The organism is Paenibacillus sp. FSL H8-0122 (assembly GCF_038005345.1).
Lineage (GTDB): Bacteria > Bacillota > Bacilli > Paenibacillales > Paenibacillaceae > Paenibacillus_AQ.
Genome location: NZ_JBBOTB010000001.1, coordinates 6,341,480 through 6,366,646, shown reverse-complemented (window position 1 = coordinate 6,366,646; position 25,167 = coordinate 6,341,480). Strand labels below are relative to the sequence as shown.

Below are 25,167 nucleotides of genomic sequence, written 5' to 3'. Positions count from 1 at the left end.
GGCTGTATGTAGAGCAGCTTCGCGATCCGGTACACTGAACTGGAAGAGAACCTGCCGGGAGGAGTAGGAATGATGCAGAAGCCGTTAAGCAAGGAAGAACAGGAGTGGGTGGAGGGTACGCTTGAAGCAATGAGCCTCCGTGAGCTGATCGGGCAGACGATGCAGGACCATGCGGGCAGACTGCCGTTCAAGGGAGATGATGAAGCGGGTCTCCGCAGGTATCTGGAGCAGTATCCGGTGGGCAGCTTCTTCATCGGCGGGGAGGTTATTCAGAAGGCCGCAGGCAAAGCGGAGGATTACCGGGACTGGGCGGGGATGCTGCAGGGCATCAGCAGGTTCCCGCTGCTGTTCTCCGGTGATCTGGAATTCGGGGCAGGCTCGGCCGTGAGAAGTCTCACTGCCTTCCCGCCGCTCCTTGCGCTTGCCGCCGCCGACGATGAAGACCTGGCTTACGAATACGGCAAATATACCGCGCTGGAAGGGCGGGCAGCCGGGTTCACCTGGGCGCTGGCCCCGGGCACCGACCTGCTGCTGAACTGGATGAATCCCGTTATTACGACCCGTTGTCTCGGCGATGAGGCCGGGCGGGCGGCGCGTTTGGCCGCCGCTGTCATGCGGGGCATGCAGGAGCACGGCCTTGCGGCCTGCGCCAAGCATTTTCCCGGTGACGGGGTCGATTACAGGGATCAGCATATCATTACCACTATTAATAGTCTGTCCGAGGAGGAGTGGTTCGCCACTTACGGGCAGGTGGCCGGGGAGATGATCAGCCAGGGGGTCATGTCCTATATGACCGGACATATTGCCCTTCCTTGGATCGAAGACGGGGCAGGCGGCGCTGGATCGAAGCCGGTCCCGGCAACCGTCTCGGAGCGGATTACAACAGGATTGCTGCGGGAGCGGCTGGGCTTCGATGGAGTAGTGTTGTCGGATGCGCTGGATATGGGCGGTTTCTTATCCTGGGGAGACTATACGCAGCGCATCATAGACTGCTTCAATTGCGGTACGGATGTGCTGCTCTGGCCGGGGGTGCGATACTTCGCGGTGATGGAGCAGGCGGTGGAGGACGGACGCGTCAGCCGGGAACGGCTGAAGGCCAGCGTCCGGCGGATTCTGGAGCTGAAGGCGCGGCTTGGCGTGCATGCTGCCCGTGCCGGGGGAGCGGATGGTAGGGCACTGCCGCTGCTGGACGACAAGCTGCTGCCTGGTCTCGACCGGCAGGTCAGACAATTCAGCCGCGAGCTGGCCGGGCGCTGCATTACCCTGGTCCGCAACCGCACTGGCCAGCTGCCGCTGAACCCGCAGGAGGTCCGCCGGGTGCTGGTCATCATGATGAACAAGGTGACGGAGGGGCGCAGATATGAGCGGATGAATCTTTTTGTGGAGCAGCTTAAGGCTAGAGGACTTGCGGTCGATATTCTGGATGAATTCGAGCCGCTGACGACACTGCGGCAATGGGAGCTGTCCGGGGTCCGCTGGGATGCCGCCTTCGCCCCCTATTTCCTTCCGCTGCACGGAATGATGAATACCGCCCGTCCGGTGGGTGAAGCGGCCAAAGCCATCTGGGCCATGCAGCATGCAGAGACAGTCCGGCCGATCGGTATTTCGTTCGCTACGCCGTATCTGCTGCAGGACATTCCCTTCTTAGATACCCTGGTGAATGCGTATTCTCTGCATGAAGATACGGTAGAGCTGACGGTGAAGGCGCTGTTCGGAGAGATTCCGTTCCAGGGAAGCTCTCCGGTGAAGGCGGAGATTCAAGCGGGCGATTACGGTTCGGGGAGGCTTCAGACGTCTTGACTACGAAGCGGGAGTTAGCGAACAGGCAGGCATTAGAGCAGAAGCTGGAGCGAATCTGGGAATACATGCGCTCCGAACGGCACCAGGGCGATTGGGCAATGGATATAGATCATTGGGACTGGGTGCCCGGCGTGGGTGTAATCTCATTGCTGGAATACGGTACAGCGACTGGTAAAGATGAGGTGACGGATTATCTGCTGCAATGGGTGGGCCGGAATAAGCAGCAGGCCGAGGGGGTTCTGGTTATTAATTCCCTGGCTCCCTACGCGCTCTTTCCTGAGCTGTACCGGCTGACCCGGGACCCGTGGTTTCTCAACCGGGCGCAGGAGGTTGCCGCATGGATGCTGGAGACTGCCCCCCGGACCCGGGAAGGGGCACTGGAGCATACGGTGACAGAGGCGGTGGAATTTCCGGAACAGGTATGGGCCGATACGGTGTACATGGCTGTGCTGTTCCTGGCCCGACTTGCCGGCCTGACCGGAGACCGGGAGCTTGCCGCCGCCGCCGTGCAGCAGACGCTGCTGCATCTCCGGCTGCTTCAGGACCAGGAGACGGGGCTGTTGTTCCATGGCTGGAACAGCCGGGCAGGCAGCCATATGTCGGCAGCCCGCTGGGCCCGGGCCAATGCATGGGTGGCACTTGCCGTCCCGGAGATTGTGGCCCTGACGGCAAGCCTGACTGCCGTTCCGCAGGAGCTATACAGCCGGTACCGCAGGCTTGCTTCTGCCCTGCGGCAGGCTCAGGGAGCCAGCGGCTTGTGGCATACGGTGCTCGATCAGCCGGATTATTATGAGGAGACCTCGGCCAGCGCCGGGATTGCCTGCGGCTTCCTGAAGGCGGTGAAAAGCGGACTGCTGGAGGATGCCTATCTGGAGAGCGCGGAGGCGGCACTTGCGGGGATTCTTCCGCTCATCCGTGAAGACGGTGAGGTGCAGGGGGTCTCGGGAGGTACCCCGGTCATGCCGTCGATAGCAGCCTATAACACCATTGAGAGATACCCGGCACTGTATGGGCAAGGACTGGTGATGCAGCTGCTGACAGAGGCTCTGGATCTGGGGCAGATGCATCAGGAACAATCTGAGCAATCGGAGGAGACGGGTTCATTAGATGATGAAGGAAGGCAGGAGGATGACCGTGAAGGATAACGCAGAAGCTGCGGGTGGAGGGCTGGATCAGCGGCAACGGCTAATTGATAAGATGACCGGGCTGGAATCCCGCTATGACGCTGCCATTTGCATGCTGCGCTCCCCGTTCAGCAGTCCGGGGTATCATACGATGCTGAAGCAGGCGGAGTTCATCCACTCCACCAGAGACTCGCTCAGCTATGCGCTTGGGCTGCTTGACATGGGGCTGACCAGTTATGAACAGCGGGCATTCGATATCATCCGGCAGGTCATCTCCTTGCAGGATACCGACCCGGCAAGTGATACCTTCGGCATCTGGTCCTGGTTCTATGAGGAGCCGCTGGACCAGATGGCTCCACCGGACTGGAACTGGGCTGATTTCTGCGGCAGCCGTCTGGTGCAGGCCATCTCGCGCCACGGACACCGCTTCCCGGATGATCTGCGGGAAGCGGCAGTCTTGTCCATAGAGTGTGCCTGCGAAGCCATTATCCGGCGGAATGTCGGACCGGATTATACCAATATTGCGATTATTGGCGCGTTCGTGACCCGAATTGCCGGGGAGAAGCTGGGGCGGAAGGATTATGCAGACTATGGTCTGGAGCGGCTCAGGAGGCTGCATGCCCATACCCTGAAGCATGGGGCTTTTCAGGAATATAACAGCCCGGTCTACACCTACATTGCCATTCTGGAGCTCTCGAAGCTGCAGTCCGAGACCTCGGACTGCAGGGTTAAGGAATGGACCGGGGAGCTGCTGGATCTGACCTGGAGAACCGTGTCTGGGTATTATCACCCCGCCACGGCTCAGTGGTCCGGCCCGCATTCCCGCTGTTACGGAGTGCTGCTGGAGGACCAGAGCAAGGCGTTTCTGCAACTGGCGACAGGAGGAGCCGTGATGTTCTTCCCATGGGAGGAGCTGCCCTACGAAGAGGAATGGTATATGAGCGGCATTCATTGTCCCCCTGCCTATTTGGAGGGCTTCAAGGTTCCTGAGACGAAGGAGGTAAGGCAACGCTTGGAAGGGGAGGGGGAAGGGCAGGAGCAGGAGTGGGAGCAAGAGCAAGGGCAGGGTCAGGAGCGGGACCAGGTACTAGAGCGAGTGCGGGGGCAAGAGCAGGGTCAGGGTCGTGACGGCAGGTGGGCGGTCACTTATATGACTCCGCAGTGGAGCATGGGCTCCTTCACCCATAGTGACCTGTGGAACCAGAGACGGCCGCTGCTGGTCTATGCGGATAATCACGGCCAGCCTGCCTACATCCGGCTCCGCTGCATGCATGACGGCTATGACTACTGCTCCGCACGCTTCCAATCGATGCAGGAAGCAGGCCATGTGCTGTTCGGGATCGATTTCATAACGGATGGCGGGGATACTCATCCGAATCTCGACCGGACCGGCGGCGTGATTGCATGCTCGGACCTGCGGCTGCGGCTGGAGGTTGGCGGCGCTCTGGAGGGAGTTACAGCCGCATTAACAGAAGAAGGTACGGTTATCACCATTGCAGGGACGGAGTTTGGCCTGACAACCTGGTTCGCGGCATTCAGCGGGCCAGCGGATGCAGGGAACCGCTTGGCATGGGAGATTCATGGGGCAGACGGCCAGATGAATATTGATATGATTCTCTACGCCGGTCCGCGCAGGATGCTGGACTTCACCTCCATGCAGCAGGCTGCGCTGGTGTTCTCTCTGGCGGCTGGGGAGGAGGGGAGATTGAACTCTGCCCCGCTTCTGGAGCTGACGGATGAGGGCGGCCTGCGGGTTAGCAGTGGAAGCGAGCACGAAGGGGGCAGAGCGCAGGGAGTTGCAGGAGGGAAGGCGGCGGGAGCGAATAAAGTCAACGAATGGGATGAAGCGAATGAAGTGAATGAAGTGAATGAAGCAAATGAAGTGAATGCTGAGGAGGGAGATGGGGGGGCGAAAATCGTAAAAAGCGTAAAAAGCATGACAGGCGGGTTCGTTCTTAATCTGCGGCCGGCTCCGGGAGAGTAGCTGATAACAACGGTCAAAGGCTGAATGTAATCGAAAAACCGACCACAATTGGACTGGGAGCGCCACGTAAGCCAAATGTAATCGAAAAACCGACCACAATTGGACCGGGTGGCCACCTAGGCCCAATGTAATCGAAAAACCGACCATAATTGGACCGGGCGCGCCACGTAGGCCCAATGTAATCGAAAAACCGACCACAATTGGACTGGGAGCGCCACGTAGACCCAATGTAATCGAAAAACCGACCACAATTGGACTGGGAGCGCCACGTAGGCCGAATGTAATCGAAAAACCGACCACAATTGGACCGGGCGCGCCACGTAGGCCGAATGTAATCGAAAAACCGACCACAATTGGACCGGGCGCGCCACGTAGGCCGAATGTAATCGAAAAACCGACCACAATGCGCAGGGTGGGCAGTCCATTATGAAAATGAGAGCAATAAACAATAATTCCTTGCAGATGCGGAGCGGATAACGGACAAAGCGATGGTACTGCTGATTGCCGCTCCGGCATCTCTACAGCCTGTACGGTCACCGCTCTGTCATAGGTCTGCGAACTTCACCTCAGGAAAACGGGGGTCCGGCTCGTTTACCAACTTACCGCCTTCCTTTTTCAAATATTTATCAAAAAAGTCCAATATATACGCATTCGTAATGGCCTCGGCTCTTTCAGGCGCAAGTTGTCCGGTGGCACCAAGTATTTGAAAGATCGGAGAAATAAACTGTGCATTCGTAAAGTTCAAATGCTCTGTATTGTCAATGTAGAGCACTTGCCCTCCTGCTTCTATGGCTTCCCGCATCCGTTGAAGCTCTAACTTCTTGGCTTGGGCTGTTTGATTCTCCCATTCCCTAGTTGAACCCATCTCTTTAAGCTCTGCATCGGTATAGACCTTATTCTGCATCACCATCTGGAACGACTTGGAATTGCTTTCCGAATTCATGAACATAAATGGTTTGTGCAGGCGGCCCCGGTCTTGCAGCCGATACAGTCCTCCATCCAGATCTATTCCAGCCGTAATGCGCGGATCATACGAAGCATCATAGGCGGTAGCCCCGCCGATCGAATGGCCGAATATGCCTACATGGGCCAGATCCATTTTCCCTTTGAAACGGCTTGCGGTCTGCCCGGATTGGAGAAGCTCGAACTGATCTAATACAAATGACACATCCTCAGTGAGAACTTTGCCCAGCATATCGCGGGTTTGGCTTTCGGTCATGTAATCATTCTGGGATGAAAATAGCTGATCGGTAGTATTGGCCACGACCCGTCCATCCGGGAATTCAGTAGCAAATGTATTATACGTGTGGTCTATCGCAGCTACAATATATCCATGACTCGCAAGCTCTTCAGCCTGAGTCGTATGAAGGAACCGGGAAGAGCCATTGCCCGGATTCACAATAATTAACGGATACTGGTTACTTGCCGAAGCGATCTCTGCCCCCGGATAAGCGTGACTGGCCACAAACTTCAGATATTGAAAAGTAAACCCCGGAAGACCGTATTGCTCAGCCATATAGCTTAAGATGCCCGGATTTGAAATCCAAGGAGCATACGCACCGCCGGTACTGGTTTCAGCCGGATACCACACCTGAACCATCAATTCCCTGCTCCGCCCTCCAGTGCTGTCGAAGCTCTCTTTCCGGGCTGTATCTACAAAATGAAAAGCTTGTGTGCCGACCTTGAACGCACCTTCCGGTGCAGGCAGCTTGAATACAGGGAAAACATACATAAGTCCCGCCGTTGCAACAAGCATCATCACTATCGCCATATACGCTAAGCCCCGGAGGAAGCGCGGGATTCGGGGCAGAGCGTTCTTTTTAACATAATGATACATTGAAACAGCCAACAACATCATCGTTACGCCGTACAGCAGCAATAGCTGAATCCGGTAGCCTTCTGCCGCCCAATGAATGAACATAATAAGTGTAGCGGTCCCGCTTGCGATGAGTAAGGGTATGATCCGGCGGTCCTTATGCAGCAAGAGTGTTAATACAAGCACAATAATATTCGAGAAAAAAAGCAATATTTCGAATAATCTCATGTTCAATCTCCTTTTGACTAATGTTCATTTTGGTTTCTTATCTGCTCAATATAAAGACGGTGTTGCCCGCTAAAATATATCAATCCCCTGTATGTTGCTGTAAACGACAAAAAACCACTGGTATGCCCAGCGGTTTGGTTGTATCGTATTCAGGCCCCCGCTCAGGAACATAGCACAAGGAGCTGGCCCCGTAATGCGGGGACCAGCTCCTGTGACATTCAGCGATTTTATTGTGGCAGCTCTACAAAATCATCTCTAAACCGCTCGTAATCGGCGGCCCGGCATTCCAGCTTCAGGCGTGTGCCCTGTTCTTCGTAGCTGACGGACTGCACATCGGCATGTTCGTTGAAGTAGGAGACAATGCTGCCCCGGTCGAACGGGACCAGGATCTCACACTGTACATAGTCGGTGAAGATGCGGCTGCGGATCAGAGTGACCAGCTCGGCGATCCCGCGGTTTTCCCTGGCAGACAGGGTGACAGAGTTATCCTCCACCTGCGGGTAAGGGTCCTCCCTCAGATCAGCTTTGTTGTAGGCGTACAGGGTAGGGATTCCGTCAGCGCCCAGCGCCTTCAAGGTCTCATTCGTTACCGCCATATGCTGCTCATGCTGCGGATCGGCAATATCGACGACATGAATCAACAGATCGGCTTCCGTTACCTCCTCCAGGGTCGAGCGGAACGCCTTCACCAGATGATGAGGCAGCTGGCTGACGAAGCCTACGGTGTCGGTTAACAGGAAGGTCTTGTGATCGGGCAGCGCAATGCTGCGCACGGAGGTCTCCAGCGTCGCGAACAGCATATCCTTGGCGAGCACACCTTTGCCCGAACCGGGATGATAGGTCTCTACCAGGGTGTTCATTAAGCTGGACTTGCCGGTGTTGGTGTAGCCGACCAGACAGACCACAGGCACCTCATTCTTATGCCGCTGCTTACGCTGGATCTGACGCCTTGCGACCTGCGTCTGCAGCTCTAACTGCAGCGCGGAGATCCGTTCTTCAATCCGTCTGCGGTCCAGCTCCAGCTTCGTTTCCCCGGCTCCCCGGTTCTTCAGGCCGGCCCCGCCGCCCTGTCTGCCGAGAGATTCACGCAAGCCGCTCAGGCGGGGGAGCATATATTGCAGCTGTGCGACCTCTACCTGCAGCTGGGCTTCCTTGGTCTTCGCCCGTGAGGCGAAGATATTCAGAATCAGAATGGTCCGGTCAATGACCTCGCGGTCCAGTGATGACTCCAGATTGCGGATCTGGGAGGGGGACAGCTCATCGTTGAAAATAACGATCGGTGCTTCATGCTGCTCCATCAGCAACGCCAGCTCCTGGATTTTGCCGGTCCCGATGTAATGTGAGGGGTTCACCCGGCTGGATTTCTGGCTAAGCTCAGCCACGACCTCAATCTCGCAGGCGGCTGCCAGATTGCGCAGCTCCTCCATTGAATAAGCGAAGTTCGTGTCGTTCTGCAGCTGCATGCCGACGATAACGGCTTTCTGTTGTACGTGTTCCATATATTGATCAACCTCCATAGTGTAATTTGAGCATCAAAAAAGCACAGGCAGTCTGCCTGTGCTAACAGTAGGTGGAGGAACAACAGAATAAAGTCTGGTATAGCCCGCTGCGCGGGAGCAGCTATACGGCCATGCTTGCCATAGACACCGTGAAGGTTCAAGCGGCAAGGGCAAGGGCCCCGGCAACTTAAAAAGATATAAAGCTAATCCTCCCGGTAAAGACAGATCCTGGCGGAGTGGATACAGGCCTTATTGGGCACAGTGTACCGGTTCCGGGAATCAGTGTACGGGTTGCGGATTAACGGGTGTATGCTATGGGTTACGTGTTAGGGACAGACTTATCCTGAGTCCTCTGCACAAGGCAGAGCTTTCGCGCTATGGGAAAATAATTAGCCGCGCAAAGTGCGAATCCGGATATAGTCTATCACACGCAACCCTCCGTTCTAAAAAAGTTACATTGATTTTAGCACAGTGTCTGTGAATTGACAACTGCCATGGTCTGTCAAGCGACCAGAAACTTCCAATTTTATCTGCATATCCTATTGAATACAGCTCTAACGGAGGGTGATAACAATGCCTATACTGACAACCAATATGTTAACAAAGAACCCTACCCCGGGAGCAGGACTCATCAGTCAGGCAGTAGTGAAGGTAGTAAACAATGGGATAGCCCAGGGAACGGTCTATTTGGCCGGTTACAACAACGATGTAAGTCCCTCAACGCTGTTCGCGCAGGAGTTGTTCGAGTCGAACTATCGGGAAGTTGTGACCAAAACATATAATATTACGCAGAATTTTTTCCAATTCAATATCTCCTACTCCCAGGAGCAGGTACGGGTGCGGATCTTCCTTGTGGACAGCAGCGGGCTCTGGAGTCCCGTTACCCTGCAGCCCATAGCGCTCAGCCGGATTACCTCAGAATTCCGTAACAATATCCCCGTAACGAGCAGCGACACCGCAGCGATCAGCTTCCGCAGAAGCACCACGATCGCCGTTCCTGAAGCAGTGGCCGCCGAGATCGTTCCAGACGGGCTGGAGATTCTGGCCTCTACCCCTATCCGCTATAAGGTGATAGCCGGGGGGACCGTGAATGGAACTTTTGTGAATTACCCTTCGCCGACTACGGCTATCCCTGTCACTGAAACAGCGCTGCTGGTGAACTATACCTGTACAGCAGTCACCGGCGGATGGGTGCTGACTCAAGGCATCGGCTCCGGCATATCCGGAGCATACCAGAATGTGGCGGTGAATCTGTTGAATCAGCGGCTCGCCTACGATCTTCAGCAAGTACCGGTCACGCTGGTGGTCAGCTCGCTTGCCGGTGAGGACAATGTGGCGGCCACCTTCAGAATGTCCGAGCAATGGTGAAGGCCGAAGGGTGAAGGTCCAGTAATGCCACGCTGGCTGACTGGTAACAGACCGAAGACAGACCTGTGGCAGATAAAAGATAGCCGAAGCAGGGGATATCCACAGCGGCGGGTTATCCCACCCATTCCCGGCGCAGCGTGAACAGATCCTTCAGCGCGTCCGTGGACAGCTCGGTTATCCAGCCCTCGGAGCCGGAGATGACGTCGTCGCTGAGCTGCTGCTTGCTCTCCAGCATCTCGTCAATCTTCTCTTCCAGCGTGCCGAGCGAGATGAACTTGTGCACCTGTACATCCCGGGTCTGGCCCATGCGGTAGGCACGGTCCGTAGCCTGATTCTCCACCGCCGGATTCCACCAGCGGTCGAAATGGAACACATGGTTGGCGGCCGTCAGGTTGAGGCCGACCCCGCCCGCTTTGAGCGAGAGGATGAATACATTCGGCTGATCGGACGGCTGTGCACCGGCGGCTGCATCCGCAGCGGCTTCGCCCGCAGGCTGAGCGGGGGTCTGGAACCGCTCAATCATGCGGTCGCGCGTGCTCTTCGGCGTGCTGCCGTTCAGGTACAGCACCGGTTCCTGCAGCTCCTGCTGAAGTACGGCCTGGAGCATCTTGCCCATGCCTACATACTGGGTGAAGATCAGGCAGCGCTCGTTCTCCTCGCGCAGCTCGCGCACCATCGCGAGCAGCCGTTCCAGCTTGGCGGAGCGTTCGATCAAGGAGGTGGTGTCCAGAGCGCTGCCGTCTTCCGGCTCAGGCAGTGCCTCCTTGGTCAGCAGCATCGGATGGTCACAGAGCTGCTTCAGGCTGGTCAAGGCGGCGAGAATGGCCCCCTTGCGTTCGATGCCCTCCAGCTTCTGCATCCGTTCAAGCAGGCTGTTCACGTTCTGATCGTAGAGTGCGGCCTGCTCGGCCGTCAGGTTAATGTAGGTCTTCATCTCATTCTTATCCGGGAGATCAAGCTGGATCGCCGGGTCCTTCTTCTTGCGGCGCAGCATGAACGGCTTGACCAGCCGCTGCAAATCAGCGGTCCGCTCGGCATTGCGCTCCTTCTCAATGGCATTTGCGAACCGGTCCTGGAACCCTTTCGGACTGCCCAGATAACCAGGTGTAATGAAATCGTAAATCGACCACAGCTCGGACAGCCTGTTCTCAATCGGTGTACCAGTCAGGGCGATCCGGTGCAAGGCGGGGAAGCTGCGCACGGCGGCGGACTGCTTCGTTCCGGCGTTCTTGATATTCTGTGCTTCGTCCAGGCACACGGTTGCCCAGGTGAACTGCTTCAGCAGCTCCTGGTCCAGTGCAGCGGTAGCGTAGGAAGTGAGCACGACATCCGCCTGCGAAGCCGCGCCGTAGAAATATCCGGCGTCCAGGCGTCTGCTTCCATAGTGAAGCATCACTTTCAGGGAAGGTGCGAAGCGCTGCAGCTCCTTCTGCCAGTTGCCCAGCACGGAGGTCGGACAGATGATCAGCGAAGGCCAGCCGGCCGGCTCGGTCTGCCGCCGGGCCGCGGGTGCGCCGGAAGCTGCGGCTTCCTCTTCCTGCTCCTTCAGATGGAGCAGGTAGGAGATCAGCTGCACCGTCTTGCCAAGCCCCATGTCATCGGCCAGGCAAGCGCCCAGCCCGAAGCGGCGGAGGAAGACCAGCCAGGCGAAGCCCTCATGCTGGTAGCTTCGAAGCTCGGCGTGCAGACCGGCCGGCACCTCCGGCTTCGGCCACTGACTGCGCTGCCCAAGCTGGCCGATCAGCTTCACGAGATGCTCGTTCAGCTCGACCTCCAGCCGGACGCGGACCGCTTCTTCCTCGGCACGCTGCGCTTCCGCTTCCTCCGAATCGCCGTCTGCACCTTCGTTCAGCAGGTGCAGCTGCAGCACATCCTGGAAGGACAAGCCGCGCGACTTGTCCATCCCGGCCATGGCCCGCTGAATCTGCGCCAGCAGCGCAGGGTCCAGCGGAATCCACTTGCCGCGGAACTGGACGAGGCGCTCCCCGCGTGCTACGAGGTCGGCGAACTCCGCCTCGGACAGGTCGGCGTCGCCGATGGAGATGCGCCAGTCGAAATCGACCAGCGCATCCAGGCCGAACAGCGACTGCCCGCGGCTGCCCTCAGCCGTGCCGGAGCTGATCTTCGCGCGCAGGCGCGGCTTCCTGCGGCTGGCGGCTTCCCACCACGCCGGCAGCAGCACCTGCCAGCCAGCCTCCAGCAGGAGGCGGCTGTCGGCCGTAAGGAACCGCCACGCGACCTCGTCGCTCAGCGGCTCTGCCAGCACATCGGCGCCGCGCCCGATGTGCTCCGGAAGGCTGTCACGCAGCCGTGACAGCCACCCGCCCGCGCGCTCGTGGACATGCGCTGTCCACGCTGCGGGCCAAGTGCCGTGCGGCTCGCCGTCCCCGGTGAGCCGCAGCGGCACAAGCGCGGACTCGTCGCGCTTGTCCTGGAGGAGCAGCTGGAGCCGCCAGTGCGGCAGCTCATCGTCAGGCTCAAGCAGCTGCAGCACCGGCCGGAACGGCGCGGTGTCTGCCTTCCAGCCGATGGACATCAGCCAGCTGTCTTCGTCCATACCGGCTGCGCTTCTCCCGCCTGCGCTGAACAGCAGCGGGAATTCACTGCGCAGATCACCGGCCTGTGCCTCGGTGCTGTAGTGCCGCTGGAAGACCGCCGCCGAGAAGGCGGCCTGCAGCCCTTCGGCGAACCCGCTGCGCTCCTGAAGACGATGCAGCGCGGCCGCATCGTCCCAGTCCGCCTCGGCGGCTTCCGCCAGCACTTGCTCCGCCCAGGCCCAGCGGAGTTGGCCTTCACGGTAGGCTGCGAAGCTGGGGGCATACTGCCGGGCCTCCAGCATTCCGGCCAGCAGCGGGGCCAGCCGGGTTAACAGCTGGGCATCGCCCTGCCAGCTCCAGCCGACATGCCGGAGCAGCCGCAGGTCCGCAAAGAACGGCAGGACCTGCTCGGCAGGCAGCACCACCAGCTCGACCTCATCGGCCTTCGAGGTGCTAAGCTCCGTGCCGTAGAAGGATTCATCATGCCAGGCGAACAGCATCTGCTTGAGCTGGACACCGGGCATATAATCATCCCGGTCATCCACACCGTAGATCAGCGCATCGCCATACTGGGTGAGGGCGAGCTGGACAGTAATATTGCGCATCTTCATATTCATGGGATCAGTTTTCCTTTCCGCAGCTCCTCCTGCAGGGCGCGCAGGCGGCTATGCCTATCCGTGAAGCCGTCCAGGAACACTTCCCAGCGTGCTTCGCGTTTCAGTTTTTTGTACAGCTTGGCGAGCCGCTTGAGCAGCTTCACGGCCGCTTTGTAGCTGTGCCGGTTCTTCTCCAGCACGAAGCGCTCCACCGCCTGATGGTAGAACGGCAGAAGCAGCTCCGGCGCATTCTTCTCGATCGGCTGCAGGTCGCTCACCCGGAAGTCGGAAGGCCGATGGCCGGAGGAGATCTGCATATCCATCCATTCCTGCCATTTGCCGTAGGCGAGCAGCTGGACTTCATAAATCTCGCGTGACAGCGGCAGCATACCCGACAGCGTATCCCACATCAGCGGCTCTTCTTCGGGCAGGTGACGCACTGCCTCATCCCAGTAGCCTGCATAATCCAGCAGATTGTACATTCGGCTGTTCAGCAGCGGGCCGAGCGCGGCCAGCCACAGGGTCAGGCGTCTCCACTGCCCGGCTTCGGCCAGCGGAGGCAGGAAGCTCATCAGCTCCTCCGGGTGCAGCCCGGGCCGTTCGGACGCTGTGTTCAGCTTCTCAATAGCGGCCGCATCCTCATGCAGCAGCGCATGCATCCGGCTCTCGGCCAGCAGCAGGGCATGGCGGGGAGCAGCGGCGCTTAGCTTGTCTCCGGCCTGTTGCAGCTCCGCCAGCTCCTTGGTGTACAGCTCCGGTCCGCTTAGATTCGGGGTAATCCAGTTGATCCACAGCAGGCTGTAACAAGCAGAGAAATAAGGCTGTTCTCTGGCGCGTTCACGCGTTTCGTTCAGCATCTCAGTCCGCAGATAGGCAATCGTATCGTAGACTCTCGGCCACTCCTCAGGGGCTTCCGCCAGCGGCAGACCCCGCTTCATCATGTCTGTGATATGCTTTTGCAGCTCGGAAATCGCAATAGAGGTGTAGTAGCCCACGGAATAACCAAGAGACAAGGGGTTCGCCGTGAGGGAAGTCCCGCCAGGCCGGAGGATACTCTCTAGCACACAGAGATGAGCGTGTAACTTGAACAGTTGGGCAGCAGCGGGAGGCAGCTTGGGCTGGCCCCCGGTGATGGCGGCGAGCGCCCGGTCGGCATACTGCGGGTTGCGCACCGTATGGGCAAGCGGCTCCACCAGCAGCGCCATGTATTCACGCCACTGCTGCACCGTAGCCTCGGGAATCAGGGCGGCCAGCTTCTTCAGTTGTTCCCCGCGCCGTCCCGGAACAGCGGGCGCCGCAGCGGAATGAATCGTCGGCCGGTCGACCAGGGCCTTGGCGTTCGCGATGGAATGCACAGGCTTGTCCTGCTCCTCGGCGTATTTCATCAGCACGGCCGCCATATGCTTACACATCCCGGATACGGGGCAATCACAATGGCTCTCCTGCAGATGGTCCAGATCTATAGAGACTATATAATCCTCCCGGCCTTCCACAATGGACATGATTCTCCGTTCTTCCATCATCCTGAAGGCATGCACGCGTGTTTGCTTATAATATTGAAATCCCCGTTTCAGGGTCAGATCATCGAAAGAATGGGCTACCTCCGAGATGAGCTTATCCCACCCGGCAGCATCCATGATATAGTTTGACTGCATCGCTATCGTTCTCCTGTAGCAGATTGGGTGAATCCGTCGTTCCATTATATCATTATTGTATAGCGTATCCCGGAAAAGTCTGAAATCCTAACAGGTATGATATGCCCCATATTGAAATATTAGGGGAACATGCTAATCTGAAATCTAGACCTATGAGCAACCGCTGGAAGGATGAAGCTTAAGCAATGCTGCGATTTAAAATGAAATACCTGCTGCACAACAAACAGAACCGTCTAATCCTGATGCTGACAGCCGGGGTATCCCTGCTGATTACTATGATTGGTCTATTCTCCTATAGAGAGTACCGCAATGCGCTGGACACCGAGCTGAATACACCGAATATTGAACTGCTGCAGATTAATGTGGATGTTACGAACCGGGCCTTCCGGGAATCCGACAACAAGGCGGTGGATCTGTCCTTCCATCCCGCTGTGCTGAGCTATATAGAGGCGGCTGAGTCAGATAATCGCGGCCGAGCCGCAGCGGCACAGGAATACCTCAAGGCGCTGGCGACAGAGCCGGATGTGCATGCGATCAGCGTGGTCAAATTCAAGGACCAGTCTGTGCTCTCCAGCCGCTACGGCTATGTTCCGTCCTGGGGGGAGGCGCCTGAGCATGAATGGGGGGCCTGGATCGGGGGAATGAAGGAGAAGCCGCTTCTGATCAAAAGAAGGCTCTACACCGGCAACGGTTCCCGCCCCGGTGATACCGAGCTGCTGTCACTGGCCCGGCCGGTGGTAGTGAACGGCGAAGTGGCCGGTGCCGTGCTGATTGATCTGGATTACGATACGCTGTTCTCCAAAATGTACACCCATCTCTCCAGCTACCAGCTCGTCTATAACCTGGAAGGAGAGCTGATCTACCCCAAGCTGAATCTTCCGTTCCCGCTGGCGGAGCTGGGGAAGGTGCTGGAAGACATCGATGTCAGTCCCTTTGCCCATGTCACCATCGGAGGCCAGGCCTATATGGCGAATCAGACCTTCTCCAATGTGACCGGCTGGCGCCTGCTCTCGCTCGTACCCATGGAACAGCTGCTGAAGAATGTGAAGATTGCACGCAATATGATGCTGATGCTGTCACTGATCTCCATCGCCGTAGGCCTCGCCGCCATGTATTATTACAATTTTGCCGCCTTCCGGCCGCTCAAACGGATTAACAAGCTGCTGCTTCCTGAGCAGAAGGCAGCCGGGCAGGGCGGGCTGTACGATCTGGAGCCGGTCATCGGCAAGCTGGTCGGTGATTTCCGCAGTAAATCGCTGGTGGCGGACTGGAGTCTCCCGGAGCTGCGCTCCAAATTCCTGCAGGACCTGATCACGCGGAGTATCGGCACCCAGGAGACACATACGCGGTTTGAGCACTATTTTAACGGCTGGAAGGAAGGTCCGTTCGAGCTGCTGGTCTTATCCATAGACCGGTATACCCGGTGGTCTGCGGGCTTTAAGGAAGAGGATCAAATGTTGCTCAAATACGCGATGATTAACATGGCCTATGAAATCTGCGAAGCTTCCTGGCGGACCGTGGTCGCTTCACCGCAGCAGGACAGTCTCGTCATCCTGTTACAGGCGGCAGGCGGGGAAGAACAGGAGCTGTACGCAGCTGCCCGGAAGCTGGCGTCTGCCATGCTCGAAGTGCTGAAGATTCCGGTGTCCGTCGGCATCGGTGAACAAGCGGGCTCCATCACCCATATCGCCCAGTCTTACTCAGAGGCACAGACTGCGCTCTCCTACCGGTTATATGAAGGGTATTCCCATGTACGGGTCTATTCCCGCGCAGAGAACAAATATGAAGAGAGCAGCGGGGCAGCAGATGAGCTATGGAAGCAGGAAATGCTGAACGCCCTGAGAGCATCCGATGCCGCCGCTGCACAGGATTGGATCCGCAGAGGGATTGCCGAGACCCGCAAGCGGGGAATTCAGCCGCAAAAAGTATTCCGCTCGCTAAGTGACCTGCTGGAGGAGATTCTGCATATGGCGGCTGCCGGGGGATACCCGGTGCCTGCGGAGCTGGCTGACTACACCTGGCATCAGGTGACAACGATGGAGCTTAATGAGATTGAGCAGATGCTGTGCAGCATAGCGGTTCAGCTATCGGACGCCTTCGGGGCGCACCGGCAATCGAAGGAGTTCCTGCTGGTTCAGAATCTTATAGAGTATATGAAGGAGAATCTGCAATTCAATATCGGGCTGTCTGATATCGCCTCCCATGTGAACATGGGGGTATCCTCGGTGAGCACCATCTTCAAGGAAGAGACCGGAACTACCGTCTATGACTATCTGACCAACTTGAGAATCAATAGAGCCTGCGAGCTGCTGCAGGACAGCAGTCTGAGAATTGCCGACATTGCCCAGCAGGTGGGTTATCAGAATGAGAACAGCTTCATCCGGGTCTTCCGCAAGATTAAATCGACCACACCCGGCAAGTTCAGGGAGAGCAGCAAATCTTCCAAGGAGTATGCAGATCGGCCAAAACCGCGCCATTCCGGCGTTTCTGAGGATTCGGAATAAGATTATGCGATTGATGGAATACCCCCGGTTGCGATAAAGTTCTATTTGAGAAAACTTTCACATCCTTCATGGCAGGCTGCTGATACTCAAAGAAAACGGGGGTGAGGGCACGGGCGCAAGGCCAGGCATAGACATCAAGCATCTGCAGGCTGCCCGATTACTTCTATATTAGAGAAGAGGGATGGATTTGAAACGGACCACTCGAATAGGACTCTGGACAGCAGCTGTAGCAGCTCTGGTCCTGTTGATTCTTAGAATCGGGATTCCTGGGGGAGGCGGCCCGGGCCAGGAGACTGCCGGCACAGATTATCCCGGACGGCCAATCACACTGCTTGTGCCCTATGCCGCAGGAGGAGGAACGGACGCCACCGCGCGAGCACTCGCCACCGCGACAGAGAAGGTGCTGGGCCAGCCGGTAATTGTGGTTAACCGCACCGGCGGCGGAGGCTCCGTAGGACTGATGGAAGGCGCGAATGCCAAGGGAGACGGCTATACCGTTACTTTTTTGCCGGCCGAGTTGACCATTCTTCCGCATCTGGGATTATTGCCGATTACCTATGAGAGATTCAAACCGATCGCTCAGACGAATTTTGATCCTTCCGCCATCACCGTAAGACAGGACGCGCCATGGCAGGACGTCAATGAATTTCTCGACTTTGCGAAAGCGCATCCAGAGGAATTGAAAATGGGAAACGCAGGAACGGGGAGCATTTGGCACTTGGCCGCCGTAACCTTGGAACGGGAGACCGGTGTGAAGTTCGCGCATATTCCCTTTGAAGGTGCAGGGCCGGCCGTCTCCGCCTTATTGGACGGATTCGTGGATGCGGTACCAGTCAGTCCCGCCGAGGTGAAGAAATATGTGGATGAAGGGAAGCTGCGGATATTGGCAGTCAATGCCGATAAGCGCTCAGAGGCGCTGCCGGATGTGCCGACCCTGGAAGAGCAGACCGGCATTCATGTGAACTTCACGGGAACATGGAGGGGACTGGCTGTACCGAAGGATACGCCGGATGCGATTGCGGAGGTATTGGCAGGGGCATTTATCAAAGGGACCGAAGACAGGGAATTCCGCGAATATATGAACTCGAACGGGCTAGGGCTGCTGGTGAAGGACGGCAAAGCCTTTGCGAAGCAGCTCAAGGAGAGCGATGATCTGTTCGCCGTCATGATTCCCGAGCTTGGACTAAGCCGCAAGTAGATAATATACACTCATCACGAGTAAGAAGGGTAGGGTAATCATATGAAAATCAAAAAGACACTGGATCGGATTCCCGGCGGAATGATGCTCATTCCACTATTTCTGGGAGCGATCATTCACACTGCTTTTCCTGATGCGGGCGAATATTTCGGAGGGTTCACCAAAGGCCTGATGACGGGCACCGTGCCGATTCTGGCCGTATGGTTCTTCTGTATGGGAGCCGCGATCGATGTCAGAGCCACCGGAACCGTATTGCGCAAATCTGGAACGCTGGTATTGACCAAGATTGCCGTGGCCTGGGTTGTTGCCCTGATCGCTATCCAGTTCCTGCCCGAGGGCGGGGTGCAAACCGGCTTCTTCGCCGGACTGTCGGTTCTCGCCATCATCTCCGCTATGGATATGACCAACGGCGGGCTGTACGCTTCCATTATGCAGCAGTATGGGACCAAGGAAGAATCCGGTGCCTTCGTGCTGATGTCACTCGAATCCGGTCCGCTCGTAACCATGCTCATTCTGGGCAGCACCGGTGTGGCTGTATTTGAACCGCATCTCTTCGTTGGCGCTGTCCTGCCGTTCCTCGTCGGGTTCATCCTGGGGAACCTGGATCATGATCTGCGCGCCTACTTCGGCCGAGCTACTCAGACGCTCATTCCCTTCTTCGGCTTCGCTCTTGGCAGCTCGATCGACCTTGGCGTAATCGTTGACACCGGCCTGCTCGGTATTCTGCTTGGTATTGTCGTTATCATTATTACCGGTGTCCCGCTGATCCTGGCCGACAAGTTCATTGGCCGCGGTAACGGAACTGCCGGACTGGCCGCCTCCAGTACCGCCGGTGCTGCGGTCGCCAACCCTATGCTGGTAGCGAACATGAAGCCCGAATTCCTGCCGGCCGCCCAGTCCGCTACAGCGCTGGTAGCCGCATCCGTAATCGTTACCTCCATTCTCGTCCCGGTCATCACCGCTTACTATTCCGACTACATGAAGAAAAAGAACCCTCCGGCAGCAGAGGGACCTATAGATGCTAAAGCTCAGCAGGCAGTGAGCTAAACGGCGGATAACAACGTAATTAACACATACTAGAGCGATTAAATTCTATGTTACTTAGAACCTCCGGACAGCGTTAGGGCTGCTCCGGGGGCTTTTTTTGAATCATCTGAATGAAGAGTAAATGAAATGTATATAAAAAACCGAATACGAGGTATTACGGCGAAGAGGGATAGGGTCCCATGCTCCACAGACCGTACATTGTAGAGAAATCCAGGTAGAGAAATCCTGCAAGAAGTGCAGCAATACTGCCCCATAGAAGCGCCAGAAGCTGAAATTCTGCATAAAATGCAACAAAGCCAGCGCTAACTTGCTTTAAACACCGGAATTCCTGTAAATGATGCAACAATGTACCGTAGCACGTAACATTTTTTAGAACAATCCTGCAAAATGTGCAACAATGCGGCTCAAAGCAAGCAGCCGGTGAGAGAAAACGCTTAGAACGGGCGAGAGATATGCAGACAGCACCTTAACCGTGCGGATTGTGCAGAGAGTGACTGCAGAAGATGAGTACAAGGTGAAGGTGGAGCGGTGGAATTTTGTTTTTGGGCAGGGGGCAATCAAGTCCGTGAAAAGGGTACCGGATACTGCAAAATATCTGGACCGGTATACCCTTTTCCCGGGAGCTAACTTTGGCATATAAGTTCCTTACTCCGGGATGGCCCGGATCAGATCCGTATAAGGGAGGCCGGGGAATTTAAAGGTTGTTACAGTACCGTCGCTAAGCGTGCGATAACCGCTATACACCCCGTTGTTGTAGCTAAAAGAATCCTGAAACAGATCGGAAATATACGCTGGCTGCACACCGCCGAATGTTGTCGCAGGATAACCGGGGATATCGGCCTCAGAAGCTTGCCATACGGCTGTTGCCGCTGTGCCTGCAATCTCAACCACAGTGGTTATTTCTCCATTACTGTAGACATAGCGGGTGGCGTCCCCTGAGGCAAAGGAATAGGTGAAGTATTGGGATTGATCACTTTGTACACTTGTACCGGATTTAAAAGCGTAGCGCACCGGCAACGAAATGGCCGCCAGGCGCGCCTGCTTCACATCTGCTGAATGGATGGCCTGGGCATCAGGAGTGAAATTTTGAGATTGAATGAAGATGATCTCCCTTATCTTTTCATAGTACACACGGTATCCAAATGCCTCACTGACAAACTTTGCGGGAACCATGATTCGTCCGTTGTAATTATTGGCTTCACTGTCCATCTGTATTGGCTTTCCATTTTTATAGGCAATGGGCTGGCCCTGCGTCATTTGAAATGTATCATTGGAGGAATTCGTGACCGTGACCGTATGGCGGACAGCGTCCCAGGAATATTGGTGCCCCAGGGAAGCAAGCATGCGGATGGGAATCATGATTCTGCCAGACTTTATGAAAGGACTGCTATCAGAAGAGATAAAAGCACCATTGATGTTAACCTGTATGGATCTTGCGGTTGAACGGGCCGGGCCGGAAGCAGGGGCTGCCAGAAGAACGTTGGGAAGCAGCAATAAGGAGATCATGCAGATAAGAAGCATTTTCTTAAGTATAGAAGATCCATCCCTTCCAGTTATTTGTATACATTGATTATAACGTGAGAATTGAGAGGTTAACAATCGTTACCCTGACACGGAAAAAAGCCCTCCAGATGCCTTTATGGCTGGTAGAGGGCTTATCAGAAATGTTATGTTTTATTTCTTCGTTACAGGAATCCATACCTCGCATATACATTCATCATGCTCATCATTCGTCCAGAAGTATTTCTCGATGCATGGCCCCTCTACTTGTTCAAAGCCTGACGACGGGAACCATTCCGAATAGATCCGCCGCCAGACATTCAGAATACCCAGCCCCAGCTCCTGATCCTCAGGAACTCTATCCCGGCAATCGAATACAGCATAGGTCTGGTCGGGTATAGTCAGATTCACCAGATCTTCCGGCACCTTCTGTCCTTCCGGCAGTTCGATTCCCATCAGATACCGCTTGGTCCCATCCTCACGGAAGTCATAATAATAGCCAAAAAGCAGCGAGCCCGCAGGTCTACCGGCAATTTCGTTAATCCGGTCATGTGTCCCATCGTTCCAGATTTTCTCTACGAACGCAGGGATTTCGCTATAAGCATCCTGGTGGATAATAACCTCCTTACCCATGACGCCATAGCCCTTCTCTTCAACCATCCTGTAGTTCATTTCGCTTTCTCCTTTGATCTGAATTTGAAAGGAGAGGCGGGAGAACGATTTGAGCTTCACGTTCTTTTTCTTCGCCATATTGGGCGTCACTCCATGCACCCGCTGAAACGCTTTGGCGAAGGACTCCGGTGTCTCGTACCCATACTTCAGCGCAATGTCGATTACCTTGCCGTCCGTTCCAGCCAGCTCTTCCGCCGCCAGTGTGAGCCTCCGGTTGCGCACATATTCGGTAACAGTGAACCCTGTCAAGGCATGGAACATCCGCTGAAAATGGTACTTCGAGGTCATCGCCGCTCCAGCGATCTCCTCGACGCCGATAGCGTTATGCAGATTCTGCTCTACGTAATCGATCGCCTGCTGAAGCAGCCGTATCGTCTCCATCTCCTCACCTTCCTTTCACTATTCATTGTAGAGAAGCGGGCAGGGAGGGGCCTGACCGGGAATGCTTTGAGTTGTCCGGATTTTTTATCATATATTCTATTCGATGCGTTTCCTGAAAACCAAGGCTGTTATACAAATGTATGGCCTCATTCCCAACGACGCAGGATAGGATGACGCTTGTGTAGCCGCGCCGGTGGATCTCGCCACACAAGTACTTCACGAAGGTTCGTCCGATCCCGCGCCCCTGAAGGTCAGAACGTACACTAACACTGCTGATTTCATTCCCGTGGATGTGGCTGTAAGCCGCAATTTCCCCGTCAAGCTCATAGACCAGCCGGTCTTGCGCATCCGTTGCCCAGGCGTTTCGTCTGCCTTCATTAGGCTCTGCAACCACAGAATCGGGGAAGCATCCGATGCGCATCCGCATTTCATGAAAAGCAGTAGCATACAGCGAATGGGCAGCCACAAAGTCCTCATCTCTATACAACCTTACAGAGGATGTCTCCTGAGGAAAAGAACCGCCGGTTCGTTCCATATAAATAAGTGAATAGTACGGGGCATAGCTAAGGCTGCGGGTAAATGCAAGAGAAGAGGGTACCCCGGACCGGATAGAAGTACTGACCTTACGGGTTCCGCCTGCCTGTAATTGAGCTTCTGCCGTCTGCATCAAAGCCCTACCAATGCCTTGCCGGCGATACTGCGGAGCGACGAATACATTCAAATGAGACTGGGGTAAGGACGCTTCCATTTGGACTAACGCAATAAGCGTCTCATCCACATATGCAGCAATAAACAGTTCCGGCTCTTCTTCAAGCACCCGCAGGAGGTCAGGACCAGTATCCGTGTCCAGGCTTAATAGTTTTGTTGCTGCGAGCGAATCCTTCTTGCTTAGGCGTTCGCAGCGGATGTCTGATAGTTTCATTGGGTTTTGTGTCCTCCGAATAAAGATTGTTAATTCAAGCAGTCAATTCTAGCACTAATAGCTGATGTTTTTCCACTTTTTTCCGAACGTTGCTCGGAATCGGCTAAACCCTCAGCCTCACTGTCGTAATCTTGCTTTCCTATTGCAATAGGCTGCATATATCAAAACGAATCGTTTATACTGGCGGTAAGAGGTGATGGGGATGGACCCGCAAATGTTCGAGCGTATCTATGAAACGGTGGTGCGGCGTGAGCCGACCTATGACGGGATCTACTATACGGCGGTGCTGACGACCCATATTGTCTGCCGTCCGTCCTGCCGGGCGAGAACGCCGAAGGCAGCGAATGTTGTATTCTATGGCTCCTTGCAGGAGGCGATTTCGGCAGGCTTCCGTCCCTGCAAAAGATGCCGTCCCGAGGAAGGCGGCACCCTCCGTCCGGACGCAGTCCTGGCGGCGCAGGCGGATGCCATTATGGACGGGCGGTTCGGCAGCAAGCTGACCCTGAAGTCGATGGCTGAAGAGCTGAAGGTTAGCTCGTTCCACTTACAGCGCACCTATAAACGGGTAACCGGCCAGTCACCTGCTGCCAGGTTGGACACGCTGCGAACCGAAGAAGCCCGCAGGCTGTTGACGGAGACCGCAGCAGTGATGGCTGAAGTCGGCCGGGCGGTGGGGTTCCGTACGCCCTCTCATTTTGCCGCCTGGTTCGTGAAGAAGACGGGGCTGTCCCCTACAGAGTACCATAGCAAGCATAACGAAGGAGGAAACCAACATGAACCCAAGCCCAAGCCGGAATAACAGCCGGAGTACAGATACTATCACGATTTATCATCATACCCTGAACCTCGGGAACGGGGAGTGGACCCTGTGGGCTAGCGATAAAGGCCTGATCCGCGTATCCTTCCCGCAGGACGAAGGGCAATTACCCGCCTCCTGGTTGAAAATGTATGCGCCTGCCCATGAGCTCATGGAGGATGCCGGGAGATTTGAGCAGCTTGGGGTGATCACGCTGCTGGAGCGGTATTTTGCCGGAGAGCCGGTGGATTTCAGCAATGTGGAGCTGGATCTGTGGGGCACCCCGTTTCAGCAGGAGGTGTGGCGGGGGCTGCTTACCATCCCGCATGGGGAGACGGCCAGCTACAAGCAATTGGCTGAGCGGATCGGCAGACCGCTGGCGGTCCGTGCTGTCGGCGCGGCCAACGGGCAGAACCCGGTGCCGGTCATTGTACCCTGCCACCGGGTGATTGGCGCGAACGGCACCTTAACCGGCTTCCGGGGCGGACTCCAGATGAAGCAGGAGCTGCTCCAGCTGGAGGGAATTCTCAATGTAAGGGCGGCTGGTCATGAACGATTTGCTTTTTGAGCTGCCGCTGCCGGAAGACTTCGACCTGGGGGCCTGTCTGGAGTACATGAACCGATCGCCACTGGAATGCCTGTTCCGCACGGATAAAGCAGGCGTCAGCCGGATGTTCAGGATAGAGGGTGGCCCGCTGCTGGTACGGCTCAGTGTGTCCGAGAATCACAAGCTGAGTGTAACCCGGCTGCATGGGGCGATTCCCGGTGCGCTGGAGCAGGAGTGGCTGGCCCGCTACATTGTGGAGTGGTTTGATCTGGACCGGGACCTTGCCCCGTTCTACAGGCTGGCGGCAATGGACCCGCTGCTCGGGCCGCTGGCCAGCGAGCACCGGGGGCTGCGGATCATCGGCATCCCGGATCTGTTCGAGGCGTTATGCTGGGCGATTCTGGGCCAGCAGGTGAATCTGGCTTTTGCCTACAGGCTGAAGCAGCGGCTGACCGCTGAATACGGTGAAGCGCTGGAATGGGAGGGGCAGACCTACTACCGTTTCCCTGGACCAGAGGTATTCACAGGAGTGCAGGTAGAGGAATTGTGCGCCTTGCAGCTAACCCGCAGCAAAGCACAGACGGTGCTTACCGTAGCCTCGCTGATCACAAGCGGGGAATTAAGCCGGGAGGAGCTGCTGGCGCTACCGTCCCCGGCTGCCGCCGAGCAGCGGCTGCTGCAGATCCGCGGGATCGGCCCGTGGACCTCGCAATATGTCCGTATGCGCTGCCTGCGCGATGCGTCCTCTTATCCGGTCGGCGATGTTGGCCTGCAGAACGTGATCAAGCATCTGACCGGCATGGACCGCAAGCCGACGCCAGCGGAGCTGCTCGACCTGGCCCAGCCTTGGCAAGGTTGGGAAGCCTACGCCACCTTTTACTTGTGGCGGGCGTTGTATTAGAACAAAGCACGGTCCCCTTAAGTATGGAGGGACTGTGCTTTGTTTGCGTTGTTGCGGCTGATGCCCAATGCGGATGTGGCCGAAAAACCGAC

Annotated in this window: 18 protein-coding genes; 11 read left to right on the top strand and 7 right to left on the bottom strand. The window is 56.3% G+C overall.

The features are described from left to right. The first annotated feature begins 69 nt into the window (after positions 1-69). From NSS64_RS27180 to NSS64_RS27170, 3 genes are read left to right on the top strand one after another with little or no spacing between them, the layout of a single operon-like run. Positions 70-1,800 (top strand): glycoside hydrolase family 3 protein, encoded by a 1,731-nt coding sequence (locus tag NSS64_RS27180; RefSeq protein WP_341142181.1) that lies wholly within the window; start codon positions 70-72, stop codon positions 1,798-1,800. Next, positions 1,797-2,945, top strand: coding sequence for a glycoside hydrolase family 88/105 protein (locus NSS64_RS27175; protein WP_341142180.1), 1,149 nt, complete (start codon positions 1,797-1,799; stop codon positions 2,943-2,945). Before NSS64_RS27180 ends, NSS64_RS27175 begins: the two co-directional genes overlap by 4 nt. Next, entirely contained in the window at positions 2,935-4,908 is a 1,974-nt protein-coding gene (locus tag NSS64_RS27170) for a hypothetical protein (protein ID WP_341142179.1), read from the top strand. Before NSS64_RS27175 ends, NSS64_RS27170 begins: the two co-directional genes overlap by 11 nt. A 544-nt stretch (positions 4,909-5,452) precedes the next feature. Here the strand turns inward: NSS64_RS27170 and NSS64_RS27165 are convergent. Both NSS64_RS27165 and hflX read right to left on the bottom strand, forming a co-directional pair. Continuing rightward, positions 5,453-6,952, bottom strand: a complete 1,500-nt coding sequence (locus NSS64_RS27165; protein WP_341142178.1) for an alpha/beta hydrolase family protein — start codon at positions 6,950-6,952, stop codon at positions 5,453-5,455. A 227-nt stretch (positions 6,953-7,179) separates the two neighbouring features. Continuing rightward, complete coding sequence (gene hflX, locus NSS64_RS27160) at positions 7,180-8,451, bottom strand: GTPase HflX (RefSeq protein WP_341142177.1); 1,272 nt, start codon at positions 8,449-8,451, stop codon at positions 7,180-7,182. A gap of 573 nt (positions 8,452-9,024) precedes the next feature. Here hflX and NSS64_RS27155 point away from each other — a divergent pair. Beyond that, positions 9,025-9,819, top strand: a complete 795-nt coding sequence (locus tag NSS64_RS27155) for a hypothetical protein (RefSeq protein WP_341142176.1) — start codon at positions 9,025-9,027, stop codon at positions 9,817-9,819. A 112-nt stretch (positions 9,820-9,931) separates the two neighbouring features. On the opposite strand, the gene NSS64_RS27150 is transcribed toward NSS64_RS27155, so the two are convergent. Beyond that, positions 9,932-12,973 (bottom strand): DEAD/DEAH box helicase, encoded by a 3,042-nt coding sequence (locus NSS64_RS27150; RefSeq protein ID WP_341142175.1) that lies wholly within the window; start codon positions 12,971-12,973, stop codon positions 9,932-9,934. Further along, complete coding sequence (locus tag NSS64_RS27145; RefSeq protein ID WP_341142174.1) at positions 12,970-14,607, bottom strand: SWIM zinc finger family protein; 1,638 nt, start codon at positions 14,605-14,607, stop codon at positions 12,970-12,972. Before NSS64_RS27145 ends, NSS64_RS27150 begins: the two co-directional genes overlap by 4 nt. A gap of 185 nt (positions 14,608-14,792) precedes the next feature. Between NSS64_RS27145 and NSS64_RS27140 the strand changes: the two genes are divergently transcribed. The 3 genes from NSS64_RS27140 (at position 14,793) to kdgT (ending at position 19,356) form a co-directional block, all read left to right on the top strand. Further along, positions 14,793-17,111 (top strand): helix-turn-helix domain-containing protein, encoded by a 2,319-nt coding sequence (locus NSS64_RS27140; protein WP_341142173.1) that lies wholly within the window; start codon positions 14,793-14,795, stop codon positions 17,109-17,111. Between the two features lie 181 nt (positions 17,112-17,292). Further along, on the top strand, positions 17,293-18,309 hold the full coding sequence (locus NSS64_RS27135) for a tripartite tricarboxylate transporter substrate binding protein (RefSeq protein WP_341142172.1): 1,017 nt from the start codon (positions 17,293-17,295) through the stop codon (positions 18,307-18,309). A 42-nt stretch (positions 18,310-18,351) separates the two neighbouring features. Then, complete coding sequence (gene kdgT / locus NSS64_RS27130; RefSeq protein WP_340945347.1) at positions 18,352-19,356, top strand: 2-keto-3-deoxygluconate transporter; 1,005 nt, start codon at positions 18,352-18,354, stop codon at positions 19,354-19,356. Positions 19,357-20,001: 645 nt separating this feature from the next. Here the strand turns inward: kdgT and NSS64_RS27125 are convergent. Then, positions 20,002-20,715: a copper amine oxidase N-terminal domain-containing protein gene (locus tag NSS64_RS27125; protein WP_445667856.1), complete on the bottom strand. Its 714-nt coding sequence runs from the start codon at positions 20,713-20,715 to the stop codon at positions 20,002-20,004. Between NSS64_RS27125 and NSS64_RS27120 the strand changes: the two genes are divergently transcribed. Then, positions 20,705-20,926: a hypothetical protein gene (locus NSS64_RS27120; RefSeq protein WP_341142928.1), complete on the top strand. Its 222-nt coding sequence runs from the start codon at positions 20,705-20,707 to the stop codon at positions 20,924-20,926. The genes NSS64_RS27125 and NSS64_RS27120 overlap by 11 nt on opposite strands. Positions 20,927-21,030: 104 nt before the next feature. Here NSS64_RS27120 and NSS64_RS27115 read toward each other — a convergent pair whose 3' ends face one another. Together NSS64_RS27115 and NSS64_RS27110 are read right to left on the bottom strand one after the other, a co-directional pair. Continuing rightward, positions 21,031-21,909, bottom strand: coding sequence for an AraC family transcriptional regulator (locus tag NSS64_RS27115; RefSeq protein WP_341142171.1), 879 nt, complete (start codon positions 21,907-21,909; stop codon positions 21,031-21,033). A 22-nt stretch (positions 21,910-21,931) separates the two neighbouring features. Then, on the bottom strand, positions 21,932-22,831 hold the full coding sequence (locus tag NSS64_RS27110; RefSeq protein ID WP_341142170.1) for a GNAT family N-acetyltransferase: 900 nt from the start codon (positions 22,829-22,831) through the stop codon (positions 21,932-21,934). A gap of 202 nt (positions 22,832-23,033) precedes the next feature. Here NSS64_RS27110 and NSS64_RS27105 point away from each other — a divergent pair, with 202 nt between their 5' ends. Genes NSS64_RS27105 through NSS64_RS27095 form a run of 3 tightly spaced genes read left to right on the top strand, consistent with a single transcriptional unit; the run spans position 23,034 to position 25,075 of the window. Further along, a complete protein-coding gene (locus NSS64_RS27105; protein WP_341142169.1) occupies positions 23,034-23,630 on the top strand; it encodes a bifunctional transcriptional activator/DNA repair enzyme AdaA in 597 nt (198 codons plus the stop codon). Beyond that, complete coding sequence (locus tag NSS64_RS27100; RefSeq protein ID WP_341142168.1) at positions 23,605-24,195, top strand: methylated-DNA--[protein]-cysteine S-methyltransferase; 591 nt, start codon at positions 23,605-23,607, stop codon at positions 24,193-24,195. Before NSS64_RS27105 ends, NSS64_RS27100 begins: the two co-directional genes overlap by 26 nt. Beyond that, positions 24,176-25,075 (top strand): DNA-3-methyladenine glycosylase family protein, encoded by a 900-nt coding sequence (locus tag NSS64_RS27095; protein WP_341142167.1) that lies wholly within the window; start codon positions 24,176-24,178, stop codon positions 25,073-25,075. The genes NSS64_RS27100 and NSS64_RS27095 overlap by 20 nt, the downstream gene beginning before the upstream one ends. Positions 25,076-25,167: the final 92 nt, after the last annotated feature.